The 26,666-nt window shown below is 36.5% G+C and carries 21 protein-coding genes and 2 pseudogenes; 13 read left to right on the plus strand and 10 right to left on the minus strand.

Going from position 1 to position 26,666, the window contains the following annotated elements; all coding sequences use genetic code 11:
- A partial coding sequence (locus BAQ44_RS00180) for an RNA-guided endonuclease InsQ/TnpB family protein (protein WP_131801839.1) occupies positions 1-687 on the plus strand: 687 nt, incomplete at its 5' end.
- A 50-nt stretch (positions 688-737) separates the two neighbouring features.
- Here the strand turns inward: BAQ44_RS00180 and BAQ44_RS00185 are convergent.
- The 6 genes from BAQ44_RS00185 to BAQ44_RS00210 all read right to left on the minus strand — a co-directional run bounded on the left by BAQ44_RS00185 (position 738) and on the right by BAQ44_RS00210 (position 8,257).
- Entirely contained in the window at positions 738-2,567 is a 1,830-nt protein-coding gene (locus tag BAQ44_RS00185; RefSeq protein ID WP_071720139.1) for a monovalent cation:proton antiporter family protein, read from the minus strand.
- A gap of 220 nt (positions 2,568-2,787) precedes the next feature.
- Entirely contained in the window at positions 2,788-3,099 is a 312-nt protein-coding gene (qoxD, locus tag BAQ44_RS00190; RefSeq protein WP_063263756.1) for a cytochrome aa3 quinol oxidase subunit IV, read from the minus strand.
- The gene (gene qoxC / locus BAQ44_RS00195; RefSeq protein WP_063263755.1) at positions 3,100-3,702 is read right to left on the minus strand and encodes a cytochrome aa3 quinol oxidase subunit III; all 603 of its coding nucleotides are present in this window, start codon (positions 3,700-3,702) and stop codon (positions 3,100-3,102) included. It lies immediately after the preceding gene.
- Positions 3,703-3,715: 13 nt separating this feature from the next.
- Positions 3,716-5,650 carry a cytochrome aa3 quinol oxidase subunit I gene (gene qoxB, locus BAQ44_RS00200; RefSeq protein ID WP_063263754.1) on the minus strand — a complete coding sequence of 645 codons (1,935 nt, stop codon included), beginning with the start codon at positions 5,648-5,650 and terminating at the stop codon, positions 3,716-3,718.
- 33 nt (positions 5,651-5,683) lie between these two features.
- A complete protein-coding gene (locus BAQ44_RS00205) occupies positions 5,684-6,559 on the minus strand; it encodes a cytochrome aa3 quinol oxidase subunit II (RefSeq protein WP_001176180.1) in 876 nt (291 codons plus the stop codon).
- A 282-nt stretch (positions 6,560-6,841) separates the two neighbouring features.
- Complete coding sequence (locus BAQ44_RS00210; protein ID WP_063263753.1) at positions 6,842-8,257, minus strand: amino acid permease; 1,416 nt, start codon at positions 8,255-8,257, stop codon at positions 6,842-6,844.
- 380 nt (positions 8,258-8,637) lie between these two features.
- On the opposite strand from BAQ44_RS00210, the gene BAQ44_RS00215 reads away from it, so the two are divergent.
- The 7 genes from BAQ44_RS00215 (at position 8,638) to BAQ44_RS00245 (ending at position 16,176) form a co-directional block, all read left to right on the plus strand.
- Positions 8,638-9,348 (plus strand): C39 family peptidase, encoded by a 711-nt coding sequence (locus BAQ44_RS00215; RefSeq protein WP_063263758.1) that lies wholly within the window; start codon positions 8,638-8,640, stop codon positions 9,346-9,348.
- A gap of 132 nt (positions 9,349-9,480) precedes the next feature.
- Positions 9,481-10,656: an amidohydrolase gene (locus tag BAQ44_RS00220; protein WP_071720142.1), complete on the plus strand. Its 1,176-nt coding sequence runs from the start codon at positions 9,481-9,483 to the stop codon at positions 10,654-10,656.
- Position 10,657: 1 nt separating this feature from the next.
- Positions 10,658-10,855, plus strand: coding sequence for a DUF3311 domain-containing protein (locus BAQ44_RS00225; RefSeq protein WP_000719861.1), 198 nt, complete (start codon positions 10,658-10,660; stop codon positions 10,853-10,855).
- Positions 10,852-12,324 (plus strand): sodium:solute symporter family protein, encoded by a 1,473-nt coding sequence (locus BAQ44_RS00230; RefSeq protein ID WP_071720145.1) that lies wholly within the window; start codon positions 10,852-10,854, stop codon positions 12,322-12,324. Before BAQ44_RS00225 ends, BAQ44_RS00230 begins: the two co-directional genes overlap by 4 nt.
- A gap of 101 nt (positions 12,325-12,425) precedes the next feature.
- Positions 12,426-13,904 carry a spore germination protein GerLA gene (gene gerLA / locus BAQ44_RS00235; protein WP_131801840.1) on the plus strand — a complete coding sequence of 493 codons (1,479 nt, stop codon included), beginning with the start codon at positions 12,426-12,428 and terminating at the stop codon, positions 13,902-13,904.
- Positions 13,905-15,026, plus strand: a complete 1,122-nt coding sequence (locus tag BAQ44_RS00240; RefSeq protein WP_063263749.1) for an endospore germination permease — start codon at positions 13,905-13,907, stop codon at positions 15,024-15,026.
- A complete protein-coding gene (locus BAQ44_RS00245) occupies positions 15,010-16,176 on the plus strand; it encodes a Ger(x)C family spore germination protein (RefSeq protein ID WP_071720149.1) in 1,167 nt (388 codons plus the stop codon). The genes BAQ44_RS00240 and BAQ44_RS00245 overlap by 17 nt, the downstream gene beginning before the upstream one ends.
- A gap of 203 nt (positions 16,177-16,379) precedes the next feature.
- Here the strand turns inward: BAQ44_RS00245 and BAQ44_RS00250 are convergent, their stop codons facing one another.
- From BAQ44_RS00250 to BAQ44_RS00260, 3 genes are read right to left on the minus strand one after another with little or no spacing between them, the layout of a single operon-like run.
- Positions 16,380-17,780, minus strand: a complete 1,401-nt coding sequence (locus tag BAQ44_RS00250; RefSeq protein WP_063263748.1) for a nucleoside recognition domain-containing protein — start codon at positions 17,778-17,780, stop codon at positions 16,380-16,382.
- Positions 17,758-18,480: a FeoB small GTPase domain-containing protein gene (locus BAQ44_RS00255; protein ID WP_071720152.1), complete on the minus strand. Its 723-nt coding sequence runs from the start codon at positions 18,478-18,480 to the stop codon at positions 17,758-17,760. Before BAQ44_RS00255 ends, BAQ44_RS00250 begins: the two co-directional genes overlap by 23 nt.
- Positions 18,477-18,734 (minus strand): FeoA family protein, encoded by a 258-nt coding sequence (locus tag BAQ44_RS00260; RefSeq protein WP_000252989.1) that lies wholly within the window; start codon positions 18,732-18,734, stop codon positions 18,477-18,479. Before BAQ44_RS00260 ends, BAQ44_RS00255 begins: the two co-directional genes overlap by 4 nt.
- A gap of 509 nt (positions 18,735-19,243) precedes the next feature.
- On the opposite strand from BAQ44_RS00260, the gene BAQ44_RS00265 reads away from it, so the two are divergent.
- From BAQ44_RS00265 to BAQ44_RS00285, 5 genes and pseudogenes are all read left to right on the plus strand, one after another.
- Positions 19,244-20,146, plus strand: coding sequence for a phosphate ABC transporter substrate-binding protein PstS family protein (locus tag BAQ44_RS00265; protein ID WP_000245096.1), 903 nt, complete (start codon positions 19,244-19,246; stop codon positions 20,144-20,146).
- Positions 20,147-20,217: 71 nt separating this feature from the next.
- Entirely contained in the window at positions 20,218-21,108 is an 891-nt protein-coding gene (gene pstC / locus BAQ44_RS00270) for a phosphate ABC transporter permease subunit PstC (protein WP_000676675.1), read from the plus strand.
- 2 nt (positions 21,109-21,110) lie between these two features.
- Positions 21,111-22,031, plus strand: a complete 921-nt coding sequence (pstA, locus tag BAQ44_RS00275; RefSeq protein ID WP_071720154.1) for a phosphate ABC transporter permease PstA — start codon at positions 21,111-21,113, stop codon at positions 22,029-22,031.
- A 132-nt stretch (positions 22,032-22,163) separates the two neighbouring features.
- A pseudogene (locus tag BAQ44_RS00280) lies at positions 22,164-22,406 on the plus strand (P-loop nucleotide/nucleoside kinase family protein); the annotation flags it as partial.
- A 153-nt stretch (positions 22,407-22,559) separates the two neighbouring features.
- Positions 22,560-22,841 (plus strand): annotated as a pseudogene (locus BAQ44_RS00285) (AAA family ATPase); the annotation flags it as partial.
- A gap of 43 nt (positions 22,842-22,884) precedes the next feature.
- Here the strand turns inward: BAQ44_RS00285 and BAQ44_RS00290 are convergent.
- A complete protein-coding gene (locus tag BAQ44_RS00290) occupies positions 22,885-25,929 on the minus strand; it encodes an efflux RND transporter permease subunit (protein ID WP_071720157.1) in 3,045 nt (1,014 codons plus the stop codon).
- Positions 25,930-26,666: the final 737 nt, after the last annotated feature.

A 26,666-nucleotide genomic window follows, 5' to 3' on the forward strand; every position in this document is an offset into this window, starting at 1 on the left:
ATTGATAACCTTGCAACCATCGTAACAAACACAGGTATGAAACCTGTCCTTGTTAAGGGCAAACATGTCAAAAGCATAAATCAATATTACAACAAAATGAAGAGTCATTTTACAAGCATTCTTAGAAATGGAAAACAAACGAATGAAGGACCCTTTACTTCTAAAAGGATAGAAAAACTTCATCAAAAACGTTACTTGAAAATAAAAGACGTCTTCCATAAAGTTAGTCACCATATCGTAAAACTAGCTCAAGAAGAAGAAGTTTGTAAAGTCGTTATTGGTCAAAACAAAAGTTGGAAACAAGAAACGCATATGGGAAAAAGAAATAACCAATCGTTTTGTCATATCCCACATAGTTTACTGATTCAAATGATTACATACAAAGCAAATGCTGTAGGCATTCAAGTTGTTGTAATTGAAGAATCATATACATCGAAAGCAAGTTTTCTGGATAACGACTTCATTCCAACGTATGGAGAAAATGACCAAAATACAACTTTTTCAGGAAAACGAATAAAGCGCGGCATATATCGTTCAGCAAATAAAACTTTAATTAATGCAGATGTAAATGCTGCGGCTAACATTTTACGAAAAGTAATCCCAAATGCATGGACAAATGGGATAGAGGGGTTAGGCGTGAAACAGCTCGCTAATGTGTTAACTCCCCTGACGTTAATCGTCCGTTAGGTCGAAACGTTAGAAACCCCCACTTCAAGCTTCGCTAAGTGGGGGAGTGTTCATTCTAATATGTTTTTCAACGTATCAATATGTTCTTTTGAACCTGTGACAAGTAATGTATCACCATGTTGTAGTCTCGTATCACCATGCGGGATTAATGCTTTATTACCGCGGTAAATTTGAATAACGAGCACATCGCCTAAAAACGGAAGGCGACGTAGTGCAACACCATTATATGTATTGCTGCGTAGTTCAACTTCACGAACAGTTTCGTTTGCTGTTGTAATTAAGCGCACGAGACTCGGTTTATCAATTAGTGCACGTAACAGAATACGTGTAGAGTTAATTGTTGAGAATACGGCGATATGTTCTTGCGTTGCTTTTTCTTGTAGAAGTGGATCTTCTACGCTTGCAATAACATGTTCAACACCTAGTTCTTTCGCGTGTTCTGCTAATAATAAGTTTTGCTCATCATCGCTTGTTGCAACAACAACGCGGTCTGCGATAAATGCTGTTTGTTCAGTTAATGATGCGATTGTGATGTCATCTAATTTTACGATAGGGAAGTCATGTGATTTCGCTTCCTCATCATTTATTTTATTTTGACGCATCATATAAAGTGTTACGTCATAATCTTCTCGTTTTAAATCAAGTGATAACGGAAGGGTAATTCTGCTTGCGCCAATAATAGAAACTTTTGGTTTTGGTGTTTCTACTTTTGGGAACATTTTTTTAAATAATATAGGTGCAAAAATACAAGTAATAACTGCGCTTAAAATAAGGGAAGCAGATAAACTTGGACTGATGATTCCTAGTTTTTCACCAATTTGTGCAGCTGCAATAACTAAAGAAAGTGTCGATGTTAATAAGATGGCACTTCCTAATACGATATTACGTGGATACCATTTTCGTAAGACGAGTGATGGTAACAGCTTTGAAATAAAGAGTCCCACAATTAAAATTGGGATCATTAGCATACTAGAAGGTTCTTTAAAAATAGACCAAACCTCTAAGTTTACACCAACCATCACGAAGAAAATAGGAATGAAGAAACCATATCCGATGGAATCCAGTTTTTCAACCATATCTTCATTTGGTGATAATAACGATACGAGTACCCCTGCTAAGAAGGCACCTAAAATATTTTCAGCTCCAACAGATTCAGATAACCCAACTAATATTAAGATGAGTGCAAAAACAGCTCGTGTATCAATTTGTACACTGCCAGCTTTTAAGCTATCTAAGTATGGAATGTTTTTAAAGCGTTTTGCAACGAAGTAAATAACAATACCAGCGCCGAATAGAAGAAGAAGGAGCCACATGCTTTGGCCGCTTTCGGAATTTAATCCGACGAATACAGCGAGTAAAATCATTGTAACTAAATCTGCAATAACAGCGACTAATAAAATGATTTGTCCGATTGCCGTTTTCCCTAAGTTGTTTTCTTTTAATGTTGGTACAACAACACCTAAAGAAATAGTTGAAATAATTAAAGTCATAAACATTGCATTATCCACGAATCCTAGCCATACGAATAGTAATGATAGGGCATAAGATAAGATGAAAATAAATAAGAAGATAATGCTTGCTGCCTGGAATGTGTTTGGTTCGTTTGTCGTATTCTTTTTCCCTTTTTGTTTAAAGATAGAAAAATCAATTTCTAAACCGCTTAAGAACATTAAGAAGATAAATCCTAGTGTCGATAAGACTTGAAGCCACATATCTGGCTCAATAATATTAAACCCACTTTTACCTACAAAGATTCCTGCGATGATTTCTGCAACAACGACAGGAAGTGCTTTTAATTTAAAGCGTTGTAACAAAAGGGGAACGAAAAACGCGATTGCAACGACAACCATAAGTGACAGAACAGAAGTATGATGTTCCATTGCGTTCTCTCCCTTCAAATAAATATAGTACCTATTTAGCCATATAATAGGTAGAAAAGCAACGCAAATGGATTCGATTTCATAAAGAAAGAGTTTTCTTAACATTTGTCATAATAAGTATATTTTTCATGATTCTGTTGTTAATTCCGTAATGTGGATGTAATAGGGAAGGGGATAAAAAAAGACTGCTGAGGAATCTCAGCAGTCTTTTTCATGTACATTACATTGAGAAGAAGATCCATACAGTTAAACCAACAGTTGCAGTTGCAACGAAGAAACTGTATATCATTGTAAGGACTTGAACTCTTCCTTCGCCTTCTTTTAAATGCATGAACATAATTAATTGTAACAACGCTTGCGCAACAGCCATTGCGATAATGGATGTTAAGATCGTTGAAAGTGGCAAGTTTGTGTAAAGTGCCACGTATAAAGCTAGGAACGTTAATGCAAGCGATAAAATAAATCCGAAAACGTGTGACCATGGGAATCCGCTATGCGCATGTCCGTTTGCTTGGTTGTTATTTTGACTCATTTACGCCACCATCCCGTTCAAGTAAACTAGTGTGTAAATAAATACCCAAACAAGATCAAGGAAATGCCAGTATAAGCTGATAATAAATACTTTACGAGCTGTAACTGGTGTTAAACCTCGTTTTAAAATTTGGATAATAACACAAATTGCCCAAATGATACCACCTGTTACGTGGGCACCATGTGTTCCAAGAAGAACGAAGAATGCAGATAGGAAAGCACTTGTTTGAATTGTTGCGCCTTCACCAATGTACAAAATGAATTCTTCAATTTCAAAGAATAGGAAACCTGCACCTAAAAGTAATGTAAGGATGAACCATCCAAGCATTGCTTTTTGGTTGTTCTTACGCATTTCGTGAATTACGATACCGCATGTAAAACTACTTGTTAAAAGTAGTAATGTTTGAATTAAAAGCGTTTTAAGTTCAAACAGTTGCGCTGGAGTTGGGCCATCTGCCGTACGACCAGCAAGTACTAGATAAGAGGCGAAAAGTGTTGCGAACAGCATAATTTCAGCCCCAAGAAAAATCCAGAATCCTAGGATGTTCAATCTGCTTTGCTCGGATTGATATTCCAAAGGTAAGCTTTTATCTAAAGCCGCCATATCATTTCACCTCTCATGCTATATGTTCTGTTTCTTTAATTTCATCAACGCTTACGTAGTAGCCATCATCATAATCGAATGAACGATAGATTAAGCAAGCTAAAATACCAATACCACCGATTGCTGCAAGCCAGAACCAGCTAAATACTAATGCGAAACCTGCAAGACCGAAGAATCCAGACGCAATAATAGGCACACCAGAGTTACTTGGCATGTGAATTGGTTTGATATCTTCTGCTGCTGGTGTAACTGTTTCTCCGCGTTTTTTCATGAACCAGAAAGCATCAGCTTCTTTAATTTCAGGAAGTTTCGCGAAGTTGTAATGTTGTACAGGAGATTGAGTAGCCCATTCAAGTGTACGGCCATCCCATGGATCTCCAGTTGTGTCACGTTCACCGTGACGTGCACTCCAAATTACGTTGTAGCAAAGAATTAGGAAGCCGATACCCATCATTACCGCACCAACAGATGCGATTTGGTTTAGCCATCCCCATCCAAGACTTTCAGAGTAAGTGTACATACGACGAGTCATACCGTCTAAACCTAAGAAGTACATTGGGAAGAAACAGATGTTGAATCCGCTCATAAAGATCCAGAATGTCCATTTACCTAGGCGCTCATTTAACATATGACCAGTCATTTTTGGATACCAGAATGTGAATCCAGCAAGCATAGCGAATACTGTACCTGCGATTAATACGTAGTGGAAGTGAGCGATTAGGAAGTAACTGTTATGGTACTGATAATCAGCTGCTGCCATTCCAAGCATAACCCCTGTAACCCCACCGACTACGAAGTTTGGAATAAATGCCAATGACCAAAGCATTGGAACTGTAAAACGAATACGTCCTTTATACAGTGTAAACAACCAGTTAAAGATCTTAACCCCGGTTGGAATCGAAATCGCCATTGTCGAAATCGAGAAGAATGAGTTAACCGCTGGACCAGCACCCATCGTGAAGAAGTGGTGAAGCCATACGACGAAACTTAGTAAAGAAATTGCAACCATTGAGTATACCATCGCACTGTAACCGAATAGACGTTTACGTGAGAATGTACTAATGATTTCAGAGAAAATACCGAATGCCGGTAAAATAACGATATATACTTCAGGGTGACCCCATACCCAGAATAGGTTGGCCCATAACATTGGCATACCGCCACTCGCCATCGTAAAGAAGTGAGCATCGAATAGACGGTCAAATGTCATTAATGCAAGAGCAACTGTTAATACTGGGAAAGCGAAAATAATGATGACTGTTGTAATTAAGATTGACCAAGTAAACATTGGCATTCTCATTAAAGTCATACCAGGTGTACGCATTTTTAGGATAGTAACTAGGAAGTTAATACCGGTCATTAGCGTACCGAGACCTGAAATCTGTAATGCAATTGCGTAGTAGTTATTTCCTACACCAGAAGTAAACTCTGTACCTGCCATTGGGAAGTAAGAAGTCCACCCAGCGTCTGGAGAACCACCGATTACGAAAGCGATGTTGAATAACATTGCTCCGACAAAGAATAACCAGAAACTTAAAGCATTTAAGAACGGATATGCAACGTCACGAGCACCAATTTGTAATGGTACTACAAGGTTCATTAATCCCATAACGAATGGCATCGCCATGAAAAGAATCATAACTGTACCGTGTGTTGTGAAGATTCCGTTATAGTGTTCAGCATTTAAATAAGTTGTTTCTGGGAATGTTAACTGTGCACGGATCATTAAACCGTCCATACCACCACGGAATAACATGATAACCGCAGAAATAATATACATGGCCCCAATCTTTTTATGGTCAACAGTTGTTAACCATTCGTCCCAAAGCCATTTCCATTTTTTATACTTTGTTAGTACGAAAATGATTGCTAATGTCACAAGAACGATAGAAGCGTCTGCACCGTAAATAATCGGGTCACCTGTGACAAAGAATTCATCAAGCTTCACTGTGTTCACTCCAATCTGTTGGAATAATAGCTATTATTTTTTGTTTTTGTAGTAGTTGTAATCACAATATTCAAGTGATTTTGGATCTACATAACTTAAGTGATGACTAGAGAATGTCATACGACCAACTACACCAGGTTTAACAATTTCGTTGTACTTATCTTCTGTTAGTTTAGGAGCAGTTTGTTGTACTTCTTTTACCCACTTGTCATACTTCTCTTTAGTTTTTGCTTCAACTTCGAATTCCATGTGAGTGAATCCTTCACCAGAGAAGTTCGCGCTACGGCCTAGGTAAGAACCTGGCTTATCAGCTTGTAAATAAAGATCCATAATCATGCCATCCATTGTGTACTTCATACCACCAAGTTCTGGTACCCAGAAAGCATTCATTGGACCAACAGAAGTCAGTTTGAATTGAATTGGTACACCAGCAGGGATATTTAAATAGTTAACGGTTTCAATTTTTTCCTCTGGATAACTGAATAACCATTTCCAGTTTGCAGATGTAACATAAATCTCAACTGGTTTAATATGTTTGGACTCTTCCGGAACCTCTTCCGAAGCATAAGTTGCTTTTACTGTTGGAATCGATAATGCGATAACGATAATAACAGGAACAAGTGTCCAAATAATTTCTAATAATGTGTTACCGTGCTGATCAGGTGGCTCATAGTCCATATTCTCTGGTTTTTCACGATAACGAATCAAGATGACTGTAAACAAGATGAATACAATTGCGATAATTAATGACATAAGCAAGAATGACCAAACAATTAAATCATACTGTGCTTTTGCAACAGGTCCTTGCGGATTTAATACTGCGAGTTTCTTATCACAGCCACCGAGGAACAGAAGTAATGATAACGGAAGAAGCGAAGCCAGCTTCCAAAACGTTTTCTTTAGTTGCACGATTGAAAATCTCCTTTCTCCTTGGATTGAAACTATGCCAATAAAACAATATAAACCTATTAATTTATAGATGGCAATAGTTTTTGCGATATTGTTAAAAAATAGACACAAATGCACACTTTTTAAGGTGAATATCATTTGTAACTTGATAACATTGTAAACCATTTTCCAGTGAAAAACGTGATTGTGGAAATTTTAAGATAAATAAAGTTATACCAAGATACCCAAGAAATAGAAAAAAACTATCTTATCATAAGAAAGATAGCTGAATATTTAATATATTTAGTTTACTTCTTTTTTTAGATTTATTTGTTGTTCAAATGTGACAACTTTTTTATATTTTAAATGGTATAAAATGTAACAAATAATCATAAATGGAATACCGCAATAAAGAGCAATTCTCTGATCTGGGATGAAAGCTAAACTAACAAATGTAATGAAATTGAGTGAGAATGCTACGATTGGAACGATTGGATAAAGCGGTGTGCGATATTTTAAATCGTTAATGTCTCCGCCGTTTTTTAAGAAGTTTCTACGGAAGAAAAACTGTGACGCTGCGATTGACATCCAAACTACGACAGCGGCCATAGCTGCAATAGATGTTAAAACTAAAAATACAGTATCTGCCGCAAATATACTTGTTAATAGAGACAAACTTGCAAAGATTAGACTGAAAATTAATGCGTTTAGTGGCACACCTTTTTTCGTTAACTTCGTAAAAGCTGGGCTTGCCATTCCTTGTTTTGCCATGGCCCAAAGCATACGAGAATTTGCGTATAGGCCAGAATTGGCTACGGATAATACTGCTGTAATAATAACAAAGTTCATAATGTCAGCTGCATATGGAACACCAGCTACATCAAATACAAGTACAAATGGACTTTCGACTAGATTAGCTTCTTGCCATGGGAGTAAACCTACAACAACTGATATTGCTAGGACGAAGAAGAAGAGAGTTCGCCAAATGGTATTTTTAATCGCTTTTGGAATTGTTTTTTCAGGGTTTTCACTTTCTCCTGAAGCAATGCCGATTAACTCTGTTCCTTGGAAGGAGTAATTTACTGTAATCATCGTAAGAAGAACAGCTAATGCACCGTTTGGAAATAATCCGCCATTTTCAGTGAAATTGTGAAGCATTGGCGCTGGTTTTCCGTTAAAGTCTAGTAGACCGAACATAACTGCACCACCAAGTACGATGAAAACAACAATGGTTGCGACTTTTACACTTGCGAACCAAAATTCTGCTTCTGCATATGCCTTTGCTGATAATGCGTTTACAAGAAAGAGTGCTGCTGCAAATGTAACACACCAAATCCACGAAGAAACGTCTGGAAACCAACGTTTCATTAAAATACTTACAGTTGTTAACTCTACCCCAACTGTAACAGCCCAATTTAACCAATACATCCAACCGACAACAAATCCAAAACCAGGTGAAATAAATTTGCTTGCATAGCTTTGGAATGAACCTGCTTCTGGCATAGCAACTGATAATTCACCAAGACATAACATCGTTAAATACATAACAAATCCACCGACTAAAAATGCAAGAATAGCCCCACCAGGACCGGCGTTATGAACGATTTGACCTGATCCCATAAATAGGCCAGTTCCGATAACGCCACCAAGTGCAATCATAAATAGGTGTCTACTTTTCATTGTTCGTTTTAAATCTGTTTGTTCTACTTGTTGATTCATATGCCCCTCACCTCGTTATTTTCTTGTATGTATGAATTGATTTTCATTCCGAGTTTTTAATCATTAGTGGGGGATGTGACACATACTCGGTTTATTTATTATGAAATGAATGGAGTATGTAAAAATGTGAACTATGACTAAATACTCTAAGAATGTTTTTATTAACAAGGTGATATCTTCACTATGTTAACTATTTAGATTTTAGCAAAAATATTCAGAAAAGTATATTGTTTTTTCTCTTTATTAAAAATAATTAGAATTTTATAACGATAGAAGTGTGAACAATAATTCACAGAATCTTTCTAGCAAACTAGTAAGAAGAAAGGTACAATGATAGGAGGTATGTCTGTAAAATAATAATTAATGGAGTTTTGTTTAAAATGAAAAAGTTAAAATATCTTTTTGTTTTTGGAATTATATTTGCTGCCGCGTTTTTTATAGGGAAAGATAAAATTATGCAAAAGGCGCAAGTGTTCCGTTTAGAGTTTCTATCTGAAATGAAAGAAGCGACGATGATTGAAAATGTTCCGTTTATAAAACAGTTACCAGAATTACCTCGTGGATGTGAAGTTACAAGTTTGGCTATGTTGCTGCAATACAAAGGTATACAAGTAGATAAGATGCAACTTGCTAGCGAGATTCATCGTGTTCCGTTTGAGCAAAATGGTTTACGTGGAAATCCTTATGAGGGGTTCGTTGGAAATATTTATACGAAGGCAGAACCAGGATATGGTGTATATAATCAACCTATTTTTAATTTAGCAGAAAAATATATTCCTGGAAAAGTAGTTAATTTAACAGGTAGAGACGTGCAAGATATGTATAAAGTAGTTAGTTCTGGGTCGCCAGTATGGGTCATTATTAATACAACGTTTAAACCACTAGCTGAGAGTAGTTTTGAAACATGGAATACAAGCTCTGGCGAAGTGAAAATTACATATTTTGAGCATAGTGTAGTAGTAATTGGATATGATCAAAACTTTGTGTATGTAAATGATCCTCTGAAAAATAATCCGCGTTTGGCTGTTCCGCGAGCAGAGTTTGAGAGAGCTTGGGAGCAAATGGGGAAACAAGCAATCACTATTTTATAATAATGAAAAAGTCATCTTTTTGATGGCTTTTTATTTTTAAGTGTTAGTGATAGAAAATTCAGAACATTCTTTTAAAAGTTAACAATTCACGTTATAATAACATTTAACTTAGTGAAGAAGGGATGAAGAGAAATGGATGTGGCAAAGGAACTTGTTTTATTAAAGAATCAGTTGATTGAGTGGAGAAGGCATTTTCATAAGTATCCAGAGTTATCTTTTCAAGAAGAAAAAACATCACAGTTTGTATTCGATATACTTCGGGAAATTCCGCATTTAGAAGTGTCAAGACCTACTAAATATAGTGTAATGGCAAGGTTAATTGGTAAACAATCTGGTAAAACTATCGCGGTTCGTGCTGACATGGATGCTCTTCCTATTCACGAAGAAAATGAGTTTGATTTTATTTCTACATATCCAGGTGTGATGCATGCATGTGGCCATGATGGACATATAGCGATATTACTTGGGGTTGTACATAAGTTAGTAGAGGAAAGAGAGAAGGTTAAAGGGGAGGTTCGTTTTCTCTTCCAACATGCAGAAGAAAACTTTCCTGGCGGTGCAGAGGAAATGGTTGCAGCGGGTGTAATGGAAGGTGTGGATTATATTATTGGTGCTCACCTTTGGGCGGCGTTAGAGGTTGGTAAAATAGGTGTAATTTATGGTCCTGCAATGGCTGCCCCAGATGTTTTTAAAATTACGATAGAAGGAAAAGGTGGACATGCTGGAATCCCTCATGAAACAGTGGATAGTATTGCAATCGGTACACAAGTTGTTGCGCAACTTCAGCAAATTGTATCTCGCCTTACAGATCCGTTAGATTCTCTTGTAGTATCTGTTACGCAATTTCATGCTGGGACAACCCATAATGTAATTCCAGAACAAGCGGAGATTGAAGGGACAGTGCGGAGTTTAAGACATGAGTTGCGAGAAGTAACAGAGAAAAGGATTGAACGGATTGTGAAGCATTTGACGGAAGCTTACGGGGCGAAATATACATTTTCTTATGAATATGGATATCGACCGGTAGTAAATGATTATGAAGTTACAGAGGTTATTGAACAAACAGCATTACAGCTTTATGGAAGGGAACACGTTACTCGTTTACAGCCGACGATGGCTGGGGAAGATTTTTCAGCGTTTTTACAAAAGGCGCCAGGGACATTCTTTTTTATCGGAGCAGGAAATAAAGAGAAAGGAATTATATATCCTCACCATCACCCTCGTTTTACTATTGATGAAGATGCATTACCGGTTGGAGTGGAAGTCTTTGTATCCTCCATTATGAATTTTATAAGTAAAGGAGAATGAGATGAAGAAAATACACGTATTAGCGCTTATTCCAGTTTTTTGTTTAGTTGTTGGACCGGTATTTGCTAATTCAGTTACTCCTTACGTATTAGGGATGCCATTTTTATTATTTTGGGTATTATTATCGGTGCTCATTACGTCTCTTTGTATGGGACTTGTGTACGTATTTGATCCTGCTAATAAGGGGGATGTGAAATGACCGCATTACTTATCATTATATTATTTTTGTTTCTCGCACTATTTTTAGGAATTCGGGCACAACATGGAAAAGATATGAATTTAGAGCAATGGTCAGTTGGTGGAAGGGGGTTTGGCACTATTTTTGTTTTTCTTCTGATGGCAGGTGAAATTTATACGACTTTCACATTTCTAGGCGGAAGTGGATGGGCGTATAGTAAAGGAGCGCCTACTTTCTATATTTTAGGTTATGGTGCATTAGCTTATATTTTATCTTACTTTTTATTGCCGCCGGTTTGGAAGTATGCGAAAGAGCATAATCTTGTTTCACAGCCAGATTTTTTTGTGAAGAAATATAAGAGTCAGACACTTGGCATTATCGTTTCTATCATTGGGGTTATTTCGATAATTCCCTACCTTGTTTTACAGTTGAAAGGGTTGGGGATTATCGTTTCGGAAGCATCTTACGGAAGGGTATCACCGGTTATTGCAGTTTGGATTGGTGCAATTGTCATAACGATATATGTAATGGTTTCAGGTATACACGGCTCTGCTTGGACGGCCGCTTTGAAGGATATTATGATCTTGTTTATCGTTATGTTTTTAGGTATATATTTACCGTACCATTATTACGGAGGGTTTCAGCCGATGTTTGAAGCTGTAGAAGCAGCGAAACCTGGATTTTTATCTTTACCTGATGAAGGAATGAGTATTTCTTGGTTTGTTTCTACTATTGTATTAACAGCTCTCGGTTTCTATATGTGGCCCCATACATTCGCTTCTGCTTTCTCTGCAAAAAATGAAAAAGTATTTCGTAAAAATGCGGCAATTATGCCACTGTATTCTTTAGTATTACTTTTCGTATTCTTTGCAGGTTTTGCAGCTATCTTGCAAGTTCCTGGATTAAAGGGAGGGGATGTAGACCTTTCGTTATTCCGTCTGGCTCTTCAAACTTTTGATCCGTGGTTTATTGGGATTATTGGTAGTGCTGGAGTTTTAACCGCATTAGTTCCGGGTTCTATGCTTGTCATGGCTGCTTCTACATTATTAGCAAAAAACATTTACCGAACAATGGTCCCATCAGCTTCAGATAGACAAGTTGCTAAAGTGGCGAAGTTATTTGTTCCTGTAGTAACTCTTGTAGCTGTTTTGTTCACTTTTAAAGGTGGAGAAACAATAGGAGCACTACTTTTAATGGGATATAGTATAGTGACACAACTTTTCCCTGCACTTGTATGTAGTTTGTTTCCGCGGCAAGTTATTACGAAGCAAGGGGCAATTGCAGGAATGGGGATTGGGTTGTTAGTGGTCGCATATATTACTTTATCTGGCTCAACTATAGCTACGATGTTTCCAAGTTTCCCTCAATATATAAAAGATTTAAATGTAGGTATAGTTGCATTGTTAATGAATATGATTGTGATGTTTATCGTTAGTGGGTTCACGAAAAATGTGTCTATAAAGACAGACAATATAATAGTAGAAAAGTAATCCGTGTGTTAGAGCTATCTTTGAAAAGAGATAGCTCTTTTTTGTATATATTTTCTTCTATTAGCGGAATCTAACTAAAAACTTGTTGAAAAGGAAGTTAGGTGGGGGAATTGTTAGAGTTAAAAGGTAACTTATTTGAAGTTATGAAAGAAATTAGGGATGAGTTAGGTTCGCCTAATGATTTAACAATTAGGGAAGTTGCCCTTGCTGGTAGTTTTACACGCTGTGCTGTTATTTTTTTATGTGGGTTAACTGATAAGGATAATGTTTATAAATATGTAGTTCGTACACTTCAATATGAAGAAGTGCATAAAGAAGAAGCTGTTGTTCAAACATTATTGGATCGTTTTATTTCTATTGCGGAAGTTGGTAAGAAGACAACGTTTCCGGATATTATAAATGCGATTTTAGCAGGAGATACGGTTATATTAATTGATAATATTCAAACTGCTATCGTGGTTAATAGTAGAGCTTGGGAAAAAAGAAGTTTAGAACCGCCGGTAACAGAAGATTTAATACGTGGACCGAGAGTTGGATTAAATGAAGATATTAACGTGAATAAAATGTTAATTCGCCGTAGTTTACGTGATCCGAAATTGAGATTTCAATCTTATATTATGGGGAAGAGATCCCAAAAAGAAGTGACTTTAATATATATAGAAGACATTATTAATCCTTACATTGTAAAAGAGCTAGATCGGCGTCTTCAATCAATCGTGACAGATGTCGTTTTTGAGACGGGTACGATTGAGCAATTAATTCAAGATAATAATTTGTCACCGTTTCCACAGTTTTTGAATACGGAAAGGCCTGATAATATTGTGGCCTCATTAGCGAAAGGAAAGGCAGCTATTTTGGTGGATGGCTCACCATTTGCTCTTATAGCCCCGCTAGTATTTGTTGATATTTTTCAATCTGTGGAAGATCACTATGAGCGTTGGGTAATTGGAACTTTATTAAGAATTTTGCGGATGGGTTCTGGTATAGTTGCAGTTTTAATGCCGGCGATGTATGTAGCGCTCGTCTCATACCACCAAGGACTTATTCCTTCTAAACTGGCGTATTCAATTGCTGGGGCGAGGGAAGGTGTGCCATTTCCTGCCTATATAGAAACATTAATGATGGCATTAACGATGGAGTTAATACGAGAAGCGGGAATTAGGTTGCCAAAACCGATGGGGCAAACAATTGGGATTGTAGGTGGGCTTGTAATTGGAGAAGCAGCGGTGAACGCAGGAATTGTAAATCCGTTTTTAGTTATCATTATTGCGGTTACAGCTATTGCTACCTTTTCTCTCCCTGTATATAGCATTACGATTACGTTTCGCATTTTACTTTTCGTATTTGTTTTAGCAGCGACTGCTTTTGGTTTGTATGGAATTATTTTAGCGCTTATCGCACTTGCAGTTCATATTACGAATTTAAAGAGTGTTGGTGTCCCGTATACAACGCCTATTGCTCCTGCATTTTATAAAGATTGGAAAGAAGAAATTATTCGCATGCCGAAGTCGATGTTAAAAGATAGACCAGAGTATTTACAAACGAAAGATTCTACAATACGTCCAAAGGAGGGAGAATAATTGAAACCATTTGAGTATGGCGATGAAGAAATTGGATCTCGGGAGCTGGGTTTTGCGGTATCGTCAACAATTATTGGTATAGGTGCACTATCTATGCCACGAGATATCGCTATGCAAACTTTATTTTCAGATGGTTGGATTATTTTACTTCTTGGCGGATTGATATGTGCGTGTTTAGGTTGGTTTGTGACTCGGGTAGCTATTTTATTCCCAAAACAAAATTTTGTTCAATATACGAGTGAGCACTTGACGAAGCCTGTTTCATACACGATTAGTATCATCTTAGTGTTAACATTCGTTGCATTGACAGCATATGAGGCCCGGAAAATTGCAATTATTTCACAAACGTATTTGTTTAGTGATACACCAATACAATTGTTATCTTTCTTTTTTTTGTTAGTTGTTATTTATGGAATTGCTGGATCTAGAGCTGCTTTATTAAGGTTAAATGTATTATTCTTACCTATCGTTTTAATTGCGATCGTACTGCTGTCTTTATTGAATGTGAACTTAATGGAAGTAGATAATTTACTACCTGCTTTTCAAACGGGCATCAGTCAATATGCTGTTGGAGTTAAAAATTCTATTTTTACGTTTATTGGATTTGAGGTAGCTTTATTTTATGCAGTGATGTTAAATGAGACGGCAAAAAAGGCTCCGATGGCAGTGGCAAAAGCCGTGATGGTAAACGTGTTGTCTTACATTTTAATTTATTTAACTTGTATTAGTGTTTTTACATATATGACAACCCGGGGATTAACATATCCAACGATTGAATTAGGGAAAGAGATTGAAATTGGTGGGGGATTTTTAGAAAGATTCGATGCGATTTTCTTTACGACTTGGATTATTACGATTTATAACACGACAGCAATGTATTATGACGTTGCATCTTTATTGTTTTGTGCCATGTTTCCGAAGGTTAAGAAACATATCTTTATTTTCGTAAGTGCTCCTATGATTTTTATGTTGAATATGATCCCTGGTAATTTAAATACTTTATCAAATTACGGAACGTATTTAGCTTGGATAGATATGGGCTTTGTCGTGTTAGCACCTTTGTTAGTTTTTATTGTATATAAAATAAAAAGAAGGAATGGTAGAAATGAAACACCTTCTTAAAATTATAATGCTCATAGTGTTAGCCGGATCGATGTGTGGATGCTCTGAGCTAGAAGAAATAGAAGAAAGAGGGTTTGTAGTAGGTGCAGCTTATGATATTGTGAAAAAAAAGAAATCGAATCCGATTATGAAAGGGACGTATCAGATGGTACTTCCCAGTAAGTTAGCGCAGCAAGGTGGACAAGGTGGTGGGGATAGCGAAAATTATATTAATGTTAGTGCGAAAGCGGATAGTGTCTTTGAGCAAATACGAATTATCGCCAAAAAAATTAGTCGCTCATTATTCTTTCCTCATATACAAGTGATAATTTTTTCTAAAGATTTATTAGCGAATCCATATGTTTTACAAAATACGTTAGATGTATATATTCGTGATCATGAGATGAGACGGAATATTCGTTTGTTCGTTTCTGAGAAAGATGCAGAAGCTATTTTGAAGCAGAGTGCGAAGCCTGAAAATTTACCGGCGCAGTATATTGATATGTTAGCTGAACATCCTCCGAAAAATGCTCAAATGGTTGAGGCTGCAAGAATTGGTGAGGTGCAGCAAAAAATGATTGCTAACAGAAGCTTCGTATTACCTATTCTTGAACTAACGAAACAAGGGGTACAAATGAACGGGGCAGCGTTGTTTCGAGGGAAGGATAATAAGTGTGTAGGTAGTTTGACTGGAGAAGAAACATTTGGAATGAATTATATAATAGGTAAGAAAATTGGAGGATTCTTTACTGTTCGTAAAAAAGACCAGCTTATTACATATGAAATTCATAAGATGCATCGAAAGATTAAAGTATCTACAGAAGATGCCACAAAACCGAAGTTTGATATTCATTTATCTTTTGAAGGCACTTTAGCGGAGGTGCACTTTAGTGATCATAAACAAATTATGAATGAAAGTCGATTGAAGAAAACAATTGCGGAGGAAATGGAGAAGTGTATCCAAAAATCGATTAAGCTTGTTCAAAAAAAATATAAGGTAGATGTATTAGCCTTAGGAGAAGTATATAAGCGGCATAATTATAAAGAATGGAAGAAGATAGATAAGAATTGGGATCAAGGTGAAAATTACTTTAGTAATGCTGAGGTTACTGTTCATGTTCATCCGACAATTGAGCATTCAGGTTCAGCCTTACCGAAAAGAGTGAAATAAGGTGATGTAAGTTGTTTACTGGTCTAGGGATTAGTTGCACGATATTAATGGCGGTTCTTCCGGGAGCTATATACTTTCTTCATAAAAAAATTTCAACGTATGGAGCGCAGCCGTGGAAAGAAAAAAAGAAACCTGAATGATTTTCAGGTTTCTTTCGCGCAAAGCAAATGTGAAGGGGGATACCTTCTATGTATGCTTCGCTTTTATACAAGCCCTAACCAATGTACCAATTGTGTAGAGAGGAATGTCACAACAATGGCGATAACGGTAGGGATTGCAAACGATAAGAATGTCCATTTTGCACTTTTTGTTTCTTTATATATGTTAACCAGTGTTGTTCCACATGGGAAATGAAGAAGTGAGAACAACATTGTGTTTAACGCTGTTAACCAAGTCCAACCATTTTCTAAGAATAGATTTTTAATTTGATTAAAATCATCTATTTCAGTTAAAGCTCCAGTTGATAAATAAGACATTAATAAAATCGGGATAACAATTTCATTAGCTGGTAGTCCAAGAATGAACGCAGCTAGAATAAAACCGTCAAGTCCTAACGTTTTAGCAAATGGATCTAGGAAGTTTACAAAATACATAAGTAAGCTTGTGTCACCGATGAAAATGTTAGCAAGTAACCAAGTTAATGCAGCCGCAGGGGCAGCTACAACGACAGCTCGTTTTAAAACATAAATAGATTTATCGAGTGTTGCACGTACAATTGTGTTCCAAACTTTTGGCTTACGGTACGGTGGTAACTCAAGAGTGTAGTGAGTTGGCACGCCTTTTAAAGCTGTTTTTGATAGTACCCAAGAAACAGTTAATGTCATAATAACACCAATTACAACCATCCCAACTACAACGCCGGCAGTAACTAATGTTTGCATGCTACCTGTATAACCAGCAGCCATAAATAATGAAGCCATTAAAATTAACATAGGCCAGCGACCGTTACAAGGAACGAAGTTGTTTGTTAAGATTGCAAGCATACGTTCACGTGGTGATTCAATAATACGTGTTGACATAATAGCGGCTGCATTACAACCGAAGCCCATTGCCATTGTTAAAGATTGTTTGCCATGTGCACCGGAGCGTTTGAATAAGCGGTCCATATTAAATGCAACACGTGGTAAGTATCCGTAGTTTTCTAATAGTGCGAACATAGGGAAAAAGATTGCCATAGGTGGTAACATAACGCTAATAACAGCACCGATACCACGGAATAAGCCAAGTATTAAAATGCCATGTAACCATTCAGGTGCATGTGCTGCCTGGAACCAAGATGTTAAATATCCTTCGGCCCATCCGAAGAATTCAGCAATCATATCAGACGGTACGTTAGCGCCTGCAATTGTAAGATAAAAAATAATAGATAAAATACCGAGCATAATTGGGAATCCCCAGATGGGAGATGTGAAAATTTTATCTAGTTTTTCAGAACGATATAATTTATCAGTATTTGTATATTGAACAGACTCTTTACATATGCTTGCAGATGTTCGATAAATATCTCCGACAATATCATCTCGTATATCTTCTTTTGAGAGTGCTTGTGCATGTTGAATAATATAGTCTAATGGAAGAGCCTTACTGGCTGAGTGAGATTCCATTCATTACGACCTCCCTTACAAGTGGTTCATTATGGTGTTTTTGAAGTGTAGTTAAGAAATTTTTATCTCCATCTAATATACGTAACGCAATCCAACGTGCTGGATACGTATCACCGAACACTTTATAAATTTGTGGTTCTAATTCTTGAATCATACTTTCGATTTTTTCACTGTAAGAAACCTTAATTGGTGTCGGAATTAGTTTTTTATTTGCTACTTTAGCGATAACACTTAGCAAATGCCCAATACCTACTCGGTTACGAGCAGAAATCTTAACTACAGGTACACCGAGCGATTTTGCTAATTTCTTTTCATCAATAACGATGCCTTTTTTCTCCGCTTCATCAATTAAATTAATACAAATGACTACGTTGCTTGTCATTTCCATCACTTGTAGTGCTAAATTTAAATTTCTTTCCATTGCAGTTGCATCTATAACAACGACAGTTACTTCTGGTTTTTCAAATATAATATAATCTCTTGCTACTTCTTCATCCGCAGAATTGGAATATAGTGAGTAAGTTCCAGGTAAATCTATTAATGTATATTTATTTCCGTTATGTTCGTATTCCCCTTCAGCTTTTAAAACAGTTTTTCCCGTCCAGTTTCCAGTATGTTGTTTTAAGCCTGTTAAAGTATTAAATAATGTACTTTTCCCGGTGTTCGGGTTGCCAGCTAAAGCAATGCGATGTTTGCTCATCTGAAATCATCTCCTATTAATACCCCGAAAATAAGGGAACTTTCTTCCTTGCGTAGTGCAATAGTTGTATTGCTTACTTGATAAGCGACCGGATCTCCAAGTGGACTGCGCTGTAATACTTTAATCGTTGCCCCCGGGATAAATCCTAAATCTAATAAACGTCGTTTCATAGTTCCTTCTAATTGTATCTTCTCAATTTGTACAAACTCTCCTGTTTTAAATTCGGAAAGTGGTTTTGTATTAGCCGATACCATAAAAGTTACCTCATCTCTATATTGTTAGTTTGAGTTTAAAAAGTTTCCTTAGGTAAACTTTTTGTTAGTAATATAGTAGACTACATTGGATGATGCTGTCAATTGGTACTTTAAAAATATTCATTTATTTTTAGAATTGTTCCAATTTATTTAGTTGTACTAAAAAATATTACTGAAATTCTGTTGAATGTAAATGAAGTAAGCGTGTAAAAGTTAAAAAATATAATGGGTTTGTAAATATATTTTTAACTAAAAGGGGAAAAGAGCAAAAAACATTTACATTGAATTTACATTGTTAAGAATAAATTTACATTACTGCTTAATTAGTGTGGATTTTGTTGGGTTCTTTAACTATAAATGTTGGGATTCCTAGCTTTTAAAGATTATTATCGTCATTTACTTAAAATTAAAAATTGCTTAACACTCACATAATATTGTTGTCCTACAATGAATTTGTGTTCGAAAGAAAATGAATTCGAAAAGCGATAATCCAAATGGGGGTACAAGACATGGTTATGAAAAAAGGTATTAAATTTTCTTTAGCGGCTTTAGTGGTGGCAGGAGCGTTAGTTGGATGTGGGAAAGCAGATGATACAGCTAGTAAAGAAACTGCTAAAGGAAGCGATAATACAAAACAAGAATTATCAGGTACGATTGCAGCAGCTGGTTCTACAGCTCTTCTACCTCTTGCGGAGGAAGCTGGAAAGAAATTCATGGAGAAAAATTCAAAAGTTTCTATTCAAGTTCAAGGTGGCGGTAGTGGAACTGGGATTAACCAAGTAGCGTCGGGTGCAGTACAAATTGGTAATTCAGATGTTCCATCAGGAGATAAAATAAAAGATGCTGAAAAAGCAAAAGAATTAGTAGATAACAAGGTTGCGGGTATTGCATTCGCACTTGTCGTAAATAAAGATGTAAAAGTTGATAACTTAACAGTACAACAAGTACAAGATATCTTCACTGGAAAAGTAACAAACTGGAAAGAGGTAGGCGGGAAAGATGAAAAAATCAACGTAATTAACCGTCCGGCTTCATCTGGTACACGTGCTACATTTGAAAAGACAGTTATGAAAGACGCGAAAATTAATGATGGAACTGGTACAACACAAGATTCTAACGGTGCAGTAGAGCAAGCGATCAATTCTACGCCAGGGTCAGTAAGTTATTTAGCAATGTCTTACATGGTTGGCGATAAAAAAGGTGCACTACAAACAGTGAAAATTGATGGTTCTGAACCGAAAGTTGAAAACATTTCGTCTGGTAAATATCCATTCTGGTCTTACGAGTACATGGTAACAAAAGGTGAAGCGAAAGAAGCAACGAAAGCTTACATTGACTATGTAAAAGGTAAAGACTTTGAAAAGCAAGTAGAAGATATGGGTTACATTCCAATGTCTAAATTAAATAAGTAATAAAATTTTATGGGGCTGGCTGCAAGGCCAGTCCTGTTCATTTCAATCTATGAAGTGGGGTCTGACCTGTGATGAAGGGGAAAAAACAAATTAATTACGTAAAAAGTGAGTATATAGGAAGATCGCTTGTTACGTTTTGTGGTATTTTTATTGTTTTAATTACATTAGCTATTATTGCGTTTATTTGCGGTAAAGGTATTCAATCTTTTACACAAAGTGGTATCTCATTTACTGAGATGTTAACATCGACAAAGTGGAATCCAAATGCTGACGAAGGAACCTTCGGGGCTTTGATTTTCATTGTAGGTTCAACAGTAGTTTCGTTAGGTGCGGTTATTATTAGTGCACCAATTGCTATAGCTCTTGCTATATTCATGAATTTAATTTCGCCGAAGTTTGGAAATAAAGTATTGAAGCCCGTTTTAGAATTATTAGTTGGTATTCCTTCGGTTGTATACGGATTATTAGGGGTTACGATTTTAGTGCCGCTATTACGTGATTCGTTCGGGGGAGTGGGCTTTAGTTTAATTGCAGGTATTGTTGTATTAAGTATTATGATTTTACCTACTATTGCTAGTATCGCTTCTGATGCAATACGCTCTGTTCCATTTGATTATTTAGAAGCTTCTTACGGTCTAGGGTCAACGAAATGGCAAGCGGTTAGCCGAGTGATTGTTCCTGCTGCGAAAAAAGGAATTTTAACAGGTGTTGTTTTAGGTTTAGCGCGTGCTTTTGGTGAAGCATTAGCGGTTCAAATGGTAATCGGGAACACAATTAAATTACCAGAAGGAATATATAGTCCGACAGCAACGTTAACTGGTATTTTGACAATGGACATGACAAATACATTGAACGGAACTGCTTGGAACAATGCGTTATGGACTTTAGCGATGATTTTACTTGTTATTTCATTCCTGTTTATTTTAGTAATTCGAGCGATTGGGCAAAGAGGTGAGCGATAATAATGAACGCAAGAACGGTAAATAAAATTTGGACAGGTATCTTTTACGCAGTTGCAGCTTTAGTTGTAGCTCTGCTAGTATTCTTAGTGTTTGAAATTTTGCAAAAGGGATGGGGATTTTGGGATCCTAATTTCTTGTTTGGAGAACCAAGTAATACAAGAGCTGGTGGTGGGATTGGTCCGCAGTTATTCAATTCCTTCTACATGCTTGTTATAACGCTTGTTATATCTATTCCTCTTGGTTTAGGTGCTGGAATATATTTAGCGGAGTACGCAAAACAAGGGCGTTTTTTAAATTTTGTTCGTTTATGTATTGAAACAATGGCGTCTTTACCTTCTATTGTTGTTGGTTTATTCGGTTTGTTAGTGTTCGTTACAATGACAGGCTGGGGATACACAGTAATGGGTGGTGCTCTTGCTTTAACTATTTTAAACTTACCAGGTTTAACGCGTGTTTGTGAAAATGCAATTTCAGAAGTTCCTCATAATGTAAAAGAGGCAAGTCTTGGATTAGGTGCAACGAAGTGGCAAACGATTGCTCGTATTATTATTCCGTCGTCATTACCGCAAATTATTACAGGTATTATTTTAGCGGCGGGGCGTATATTTGGGGAAGCGGCCGCACTGATTTACACAGCGGGTTTAACATCACCGATTTTAAATTCAGCAGCGGACTTCTCAAGTCCTGCGCATCCTTTAAATCCATTTAGACCAGCTGAAACGTTAGCGGTTCACATTTGGAAGTTAAATTCTGAAGGTGTTATTCCGGATGCGAAGTTGATTGCGACAAAATCTGCAGCTGTACTAATTATTATGGTGTTGCTATTCAATGTTATTTCACGCTTGGTAGCATCTATATTGCACAAACGTTTTACAGGAACGAAAAGAAAAAGTAAAACGACGAAGAAGATAAAAGCAGCATAAATGATAAAGAGAACTCTCTATTTATACGTAGGGGGTTCTTTTGTATCTTAATATAGAAGGAATGGATGTAATGATTGTTGAATTTGTAATTGATTATATAGATAAATAGTGCGGATGAGAGGGGAAGTTAATTTGTTTTTTCTGCAAATGTCAGGTTTTCCAGGGGCGGGAAAATCCACAGTTTCTAAGTATATAGCGAAGTTAACAGGTGCTGTAATTGTAGATCATGATGTTTTGAAATCGGCATTGTTACAATCATTAGAAATGAAAGGGATTGAATCGACGATTGTTGGAGGTGTATCATACGATATTGAATGGGTATTGATTGATTCTTATTTAGAACAAGGGCATAGTGTGATATTGGATAGCCCATGTCTATCCCGCATTTAACGGGCAGTAAGACCCCCGCCTCAAAATTCAGCGAAAGCAAAGAAGTTAGGTGGGGGATCAACTGCCCGTAAAAGCCCGATTGGTTCAACTAATAATCAGTGGGGGATGAACAAAACCCCCACTGATTAAAGTTTCACTTTATATGAAGGAATGATTGAAAAAGGAATGAAGCTGTCTAATAAACATGGTGTAAAATATAAATATATCGAATGTTACCTTAATGATATGGAAGAGATTAATAATAGGCTACAAACACGTAAGCGTATGGTCGGTCAGATTGGAAGAGTGGATTCGGAAGTAGCTTTTAAAAAATGGTTAGATGGTAGTAAAAGACCTTTAAATAGCGAATATCTTATTATAGATTCTGGTGAACCTTTAGAGCGGTATGCTCAAGAAATGATGGATTATATGAGTAGGTAAAGAAAAGGCGTTATCTTCATGAATGAAGATAACGCCTTTTCTTTTAAATATCAGGTGTTTCTGTGGAAGTGCTTATTTTTCTACGAGAGCGTCTTTTTCTCCCGATTTTATCTAATAATTCATACATAACTGGAACGACTACTAATGTAAGAACGGTTGAGACCGCTAAACCACCGATAACAACGACTGCCAAACTTTTTGATACCATGCTTCCTGCTTGCGATTGACCAAATAGGAGAGGAAGCATCGCGACGATCGTCGTTATAGCTGTCATAATAATTGGACGTAATCTGGTGGATCCCGCTTCTAATAAGGCATCTCTTGTTTCCATCCCGTGTTCTCGATTTTGTTGCACTCTTTCTATTAATACAATAGCGTTTGTAACTACAATCCCGATTAACATTAATGCGCCGATTAAGGAATTTATATCAACGGGTGTTCCTGAAATGATTAATCCTAAAATACCGCCAACAGCAGCTAATGGCAAGGAGAATAGAATTGCAAAAGGAGCGCGCGCCTGTCCGAAGGTGATAACCATAATTAAATATACAATCCCGATTGCAATCCCCATAATTTTGAATAAATCTGTGAAGTTTTCTTGCATAGATTCAGTTGCGCCTGCAATAGTTACTTTTGCGCCGTTAGGTAAGTCTAGTTTAGCTATCGTTTCGTTTACTTCTGCGCTTACTTTACTTAAATCTTCATTTGAGGCCTCGGCAGTAATTTGAATCGTTTCTTTTCCGTCTTTATGGAAAATTTCTGTTTGAAGTTGCTTTTCTGAAATCGTTGCAATGTCTTTTAAAGGAATTGGTCCATTAATAGGTGATAATATGTTTGTGTTTAAAATGTCTTCTCGTTTAGTAATGTTTTCTTTTTTGAGTTCTATCATAATAGTTGTTTTTTCATTATTGATTGAAACTTCACCAATAGGTGATTTCTTCATAAGGAATGCCACTTGTTGAGCTGCTAATTCTGGTGTTAATCCTAGTTGTTCGGCCTTTGTTTGATCAATATGGATTTGCCATTCTTTCTTAGAGTCTTCTAAATTCGTTTTTACTTTAGAAAGAGTATCCATATCTTTTAGTTTTGTTTCGACGAGAGTAGCAGCCTCTTTTAAATTCGTTTCGTTAGTAGCTGTTACGTTAAATTGCAAATTGTTGCCGCCGCCAGAGCTTGAATAACTCATTTTTATATAATCTAGTTCAGCGGGTTCAAAGGTTTTATTTTCTTTTTTTAACTCTTTAATATATTGATCAATATTAGAGCCTTTCTTGAAGACTACTAATATACTTGCGAGATTATTTTTGGTCGTTTGCCCCCATTGTGCATCTTCTGCGCTAGATCCCATTCGTAAAATAACATCCGTTACATCCGAGTTAGAAAGTAATTTCTTTTCGAAATCGAAAGCTTTTTGTTTTTGCGTTTCAGGAGCGTAATCAGCTGGGAAAGTCATGTTAATAGATAACATTGTGTCGTCTTCAGATTTTATATTCGCTTTCGGTAGTAATACATAGGCTGCAATCGATCCTGCGAATAATAAAAAAGAAGTAAGTAGAATAATGAATTTATGCGAAAGAGCCCACTTTAATGTAGCGACATATCGTGGTGAAGAACTTGGCTTTCTGTGCTTTGTTTTTTTGAGTAGTAAAAAAGCCATAAGTGGAACAACTGTTAGTGCGACGATTAAGGAAGATAATATAGAATATACAACTGCTAATACCATAGGTAACATTAATTTTCCGATTACTCCGGATACGAGTCCGATAGGTAAGAAAACAGCGACTGTTGTTAAAGTAGAAGAAGTAATTGCAACGGCGACCTCTTTCGTTGCGTCGAGAATAATATCTTTAGAGAAAGATTCTTTTTGTAAACGACGGAAAATATTCTCAATGACAACGATGCTATCATCGACGAGACGTCCAACGGCAACTGCTAAACCACCAAGAGTTAGGATGTTAAGTGTGATGTTAGATTGGTGTAGTAAAAAGAGAGTTAATAAAATAGATAATGGAATACTGACAACAGCGATGAGTGTCGTTCGGAAGTTACGCAAAAAGATTAAGATAATTAGAGTTGCAGCAATTGCTCCAAGAATTACTTCTTTTCCCATGCTAGTAACAGCGTTTTCAACTTGTTCATGAGTTGAGGCTAAAAGTTTAATGGAAAACTGATCTTTATATTGTTTACTTATATCTTTGATTTTTTTATCGATTTCTTTTCCGATTGCAACCGCATTTTTGCTTGGCTCTTTCATGATGATTAATCCAGTGCCTTCTTCTCCGTTTATATGTGAGATTGTATCGTAGTGTTGTTTCAGTTCAATTTGAGCAACATCTTGCAATTTTACTTGAGGTGCAACGGTAATGTTTTTAATAGCATCTACATTTTTGATATCCCCAATGACGCGAAGGTTATATTCTTCTTTATTAACGGTAACGGCTCCAGCTGGAGTGGAAGTTTCTTTTCCTTGTAAAACTTTTAATACTTGTTCTGTTGTTACGTTTTTATCTTTTAATTGATTTGGGTCTAGTACGATAGATAATTCAGAAGTTGATTTTCCGAAAAACATAACGTTAGCAACGCCATCAATGCTTTCGAGTTGTGGTACGATTTCTTTTTCGATTTGTTTTTCATCTGCTTTTGAAAATCCATTTTGTTTCTGGATTGCAATTTGAGCGAGTGGAATCATAGAAGTATTTAATTGGCTCACTACGGGTTTTGTTGCATCTTTAGGTAGTCTAATTGTATTAATGGCTTTTTCGACCTCGCGTGCTGCATCCTTCATATTTGCTTTGGATGTATACGCGATATCAATGCGTGATAATCCCTCGTGTGTAGAAGAGGTGATGCTATCGATATGTTCTAAATTGCGAAATTGTTTTTCAAGAGGATCTGTTATTTCTTTCGTCATTGCTTCAGCGTCAAGTCCTGGAGATAAGGTTGTGACAGTGACTGCAGGATTATCGATGCTTGGTAAAAATTCCATAGGTAATTTGGAACCGGAATAAACGCCGAGTATGGAAATGAGAAACACCATGATGATAACAGCGGCGCGGTTTTTTAACGAAAACTTTGTTAACCTATCCATAAAGTAATTCCTCCATCGGTTTATTTATAGTTGAGTACGTCCTTTCTTACTATATAACAAAAAATGGATATTTTTCATTAATTAAATGTAAAAAAATTCTAACAATAATCTTAAGTTAATGTTTTTAGTACAATTTTGTTGTTTATCCCACTATTCGCTGGACGCTAAGACCCTCGCTTTAAAATTTGGTTGGATTCGAGCGGTCTGATCCGTTAATAATCTTCGGGAAGAACAAAATCAAAAATCAGCATGTTCGCTTTATTATAGAAAGTGAACATACTGATTGGAGAGGGAAGTACTGAATCTCTTTTTTTAGTGTGGATTGATTTGTATTGTTATATTGTTGGCCTATAGAGAGGTAAATGGTATGGGTTTTATTATAGAAGAGAATAGGTTTATAAAATGCGGTTGGGTCAATTAGAGTGTATCGGTATACAATTTTAAATGGCTGTTTTCTGTAGAGGGGATGAGGTGTTCCTATATAGAAGAAAGTAGGTTGGATATTTTTTTTGTTTTTTTATAAAAAACACTTGTTATTTAAAAACCATGATGGTATATTAATAAACGTCGCTGATGCGGAAACGCAGAAAACGACAAAAAAGAAATTTTAAAACATAGTTGACATCGAAAAATGAAGATGTTAATATGATGAAGTCGCTTCTGAAGCGGCAGACAAGTTCTTTGAAAACTGAACGAAACAAACAACGTGAAACGTCAATTTTTATTTTTAGATGCTA

Source organism: Bacillus mobilis, assembly GCF_001884045.1.
Lineage (GTDB): Bacteria > Bacillota > Bacilli > Bacillales > Bacillaceae_G > Bacillus_A > Bacillus_A mobilis.

Coding starts and splice junctions, on each gene's coding strand:
- BAQ44_RS00185 (WP_071720139.1), bottom strand. CDS start 2,567: ATGGAACATCATACTTCTGTTCTGTCACTTATGGTTGTCGTTGCAATC.
- qoxD (WP_063263756.1), bottom strand. CDS start 3,099: ATGAGTCAAAATAACAACCAAGCAAACGGACATGCGCATAGCGGATTC.
- qoxC (WP_063263755.1), bottom strand. CDS start 3,702: ATGGCGGCTTTAGATAAAAGCTTACCTTTGGAATATCAATCCGAGCAA.
- BAQ44_RS00210 (WP_063263753.1), bottom strand. CDS start 8,257: ATGAATCAACAAGTAGAACAAACAGATTTAAAACGAACAATGAAAAGT.
- BAQ44_RS00215 (WP_063263758.1), top strand. CDS start 8,638: ATGAAAAAGTTAAAATATCTTTTTGTTTTTGGAATTATATTTGCTGCC.
- BAQ44_RS00220 (WP_071720142.1), top strand. CDS start 9,481: ATGGATGTGGCAAAGGAACTTGTTTTATTAAAGAATCAGTTGATTGAG.
- BAQ44_RS00225 (WP_000719861.1), top strand. CDS start 10,658: ATGAAGAAAATACACGTATTAGCGCTTATTCCAGTTTTTTGTTTAGTT.
- BAQ44_RS00230 (WP_071720145.1), top strand. CDS start 10,852: ATGACCGCATTACTTATCATTATATTATTTTTGTTTCTCGCACTATTT.
- BAQ44_RS00245 (WP_071720149.1), top strand. CDS start 15,010: ATGAAACACCTTCTTAAAATTATAATGCTCATAGTGTTAGCCGGATCG.
- BAQ44_RS00250 (WP_063263748.1), bottom strand. CDS start 17,780: ATGGAATCTCACTCAGCCAGTAAGGCTCTTCCATTAGACTATATTATT.
- BAQ44_RS00255 (WP_071720152.1), bottom strand. CDS start 18,480: ATGAGCAAACATCGCATTGCTTTAGCTGGCAACCCGAACACCGGGAAA.
- BAQ44_RS00260 (WP_000252989.1), bottom strand. CDS start 18,734: ATGGTATCGGCTAATACAAAACCACTTTCCGAATTTAAAACAGGAGAG.
- BAQ44_RS00265 (WP_000245096.1), top strand. CDS start 19,244: ATGGTTATGAAAAAAGGTATTAAATTTTCTTTAGCGGCTTTAGTGGTG.
- pstC (WP_000676675.1), top strand. CDS start 20,218: ATGAAGGGGAAAAAACAAATTAATTACGTAAAAAGTGAGTATATAGGA.
- pstA (WP_071720154.1), top strand. CDS start 21,111: ATGAACGCAAGAACGGTAAATAAAATTTGGACAGGTATCTTTTACGCA.
- BAQ44_RS00290 (WP_071720157.1), bottom strand. CDS start 25,929: ATGGATAGGTTAACAAAGTTTTCGTTAAAAAACCGCGCCGCTGTTATC.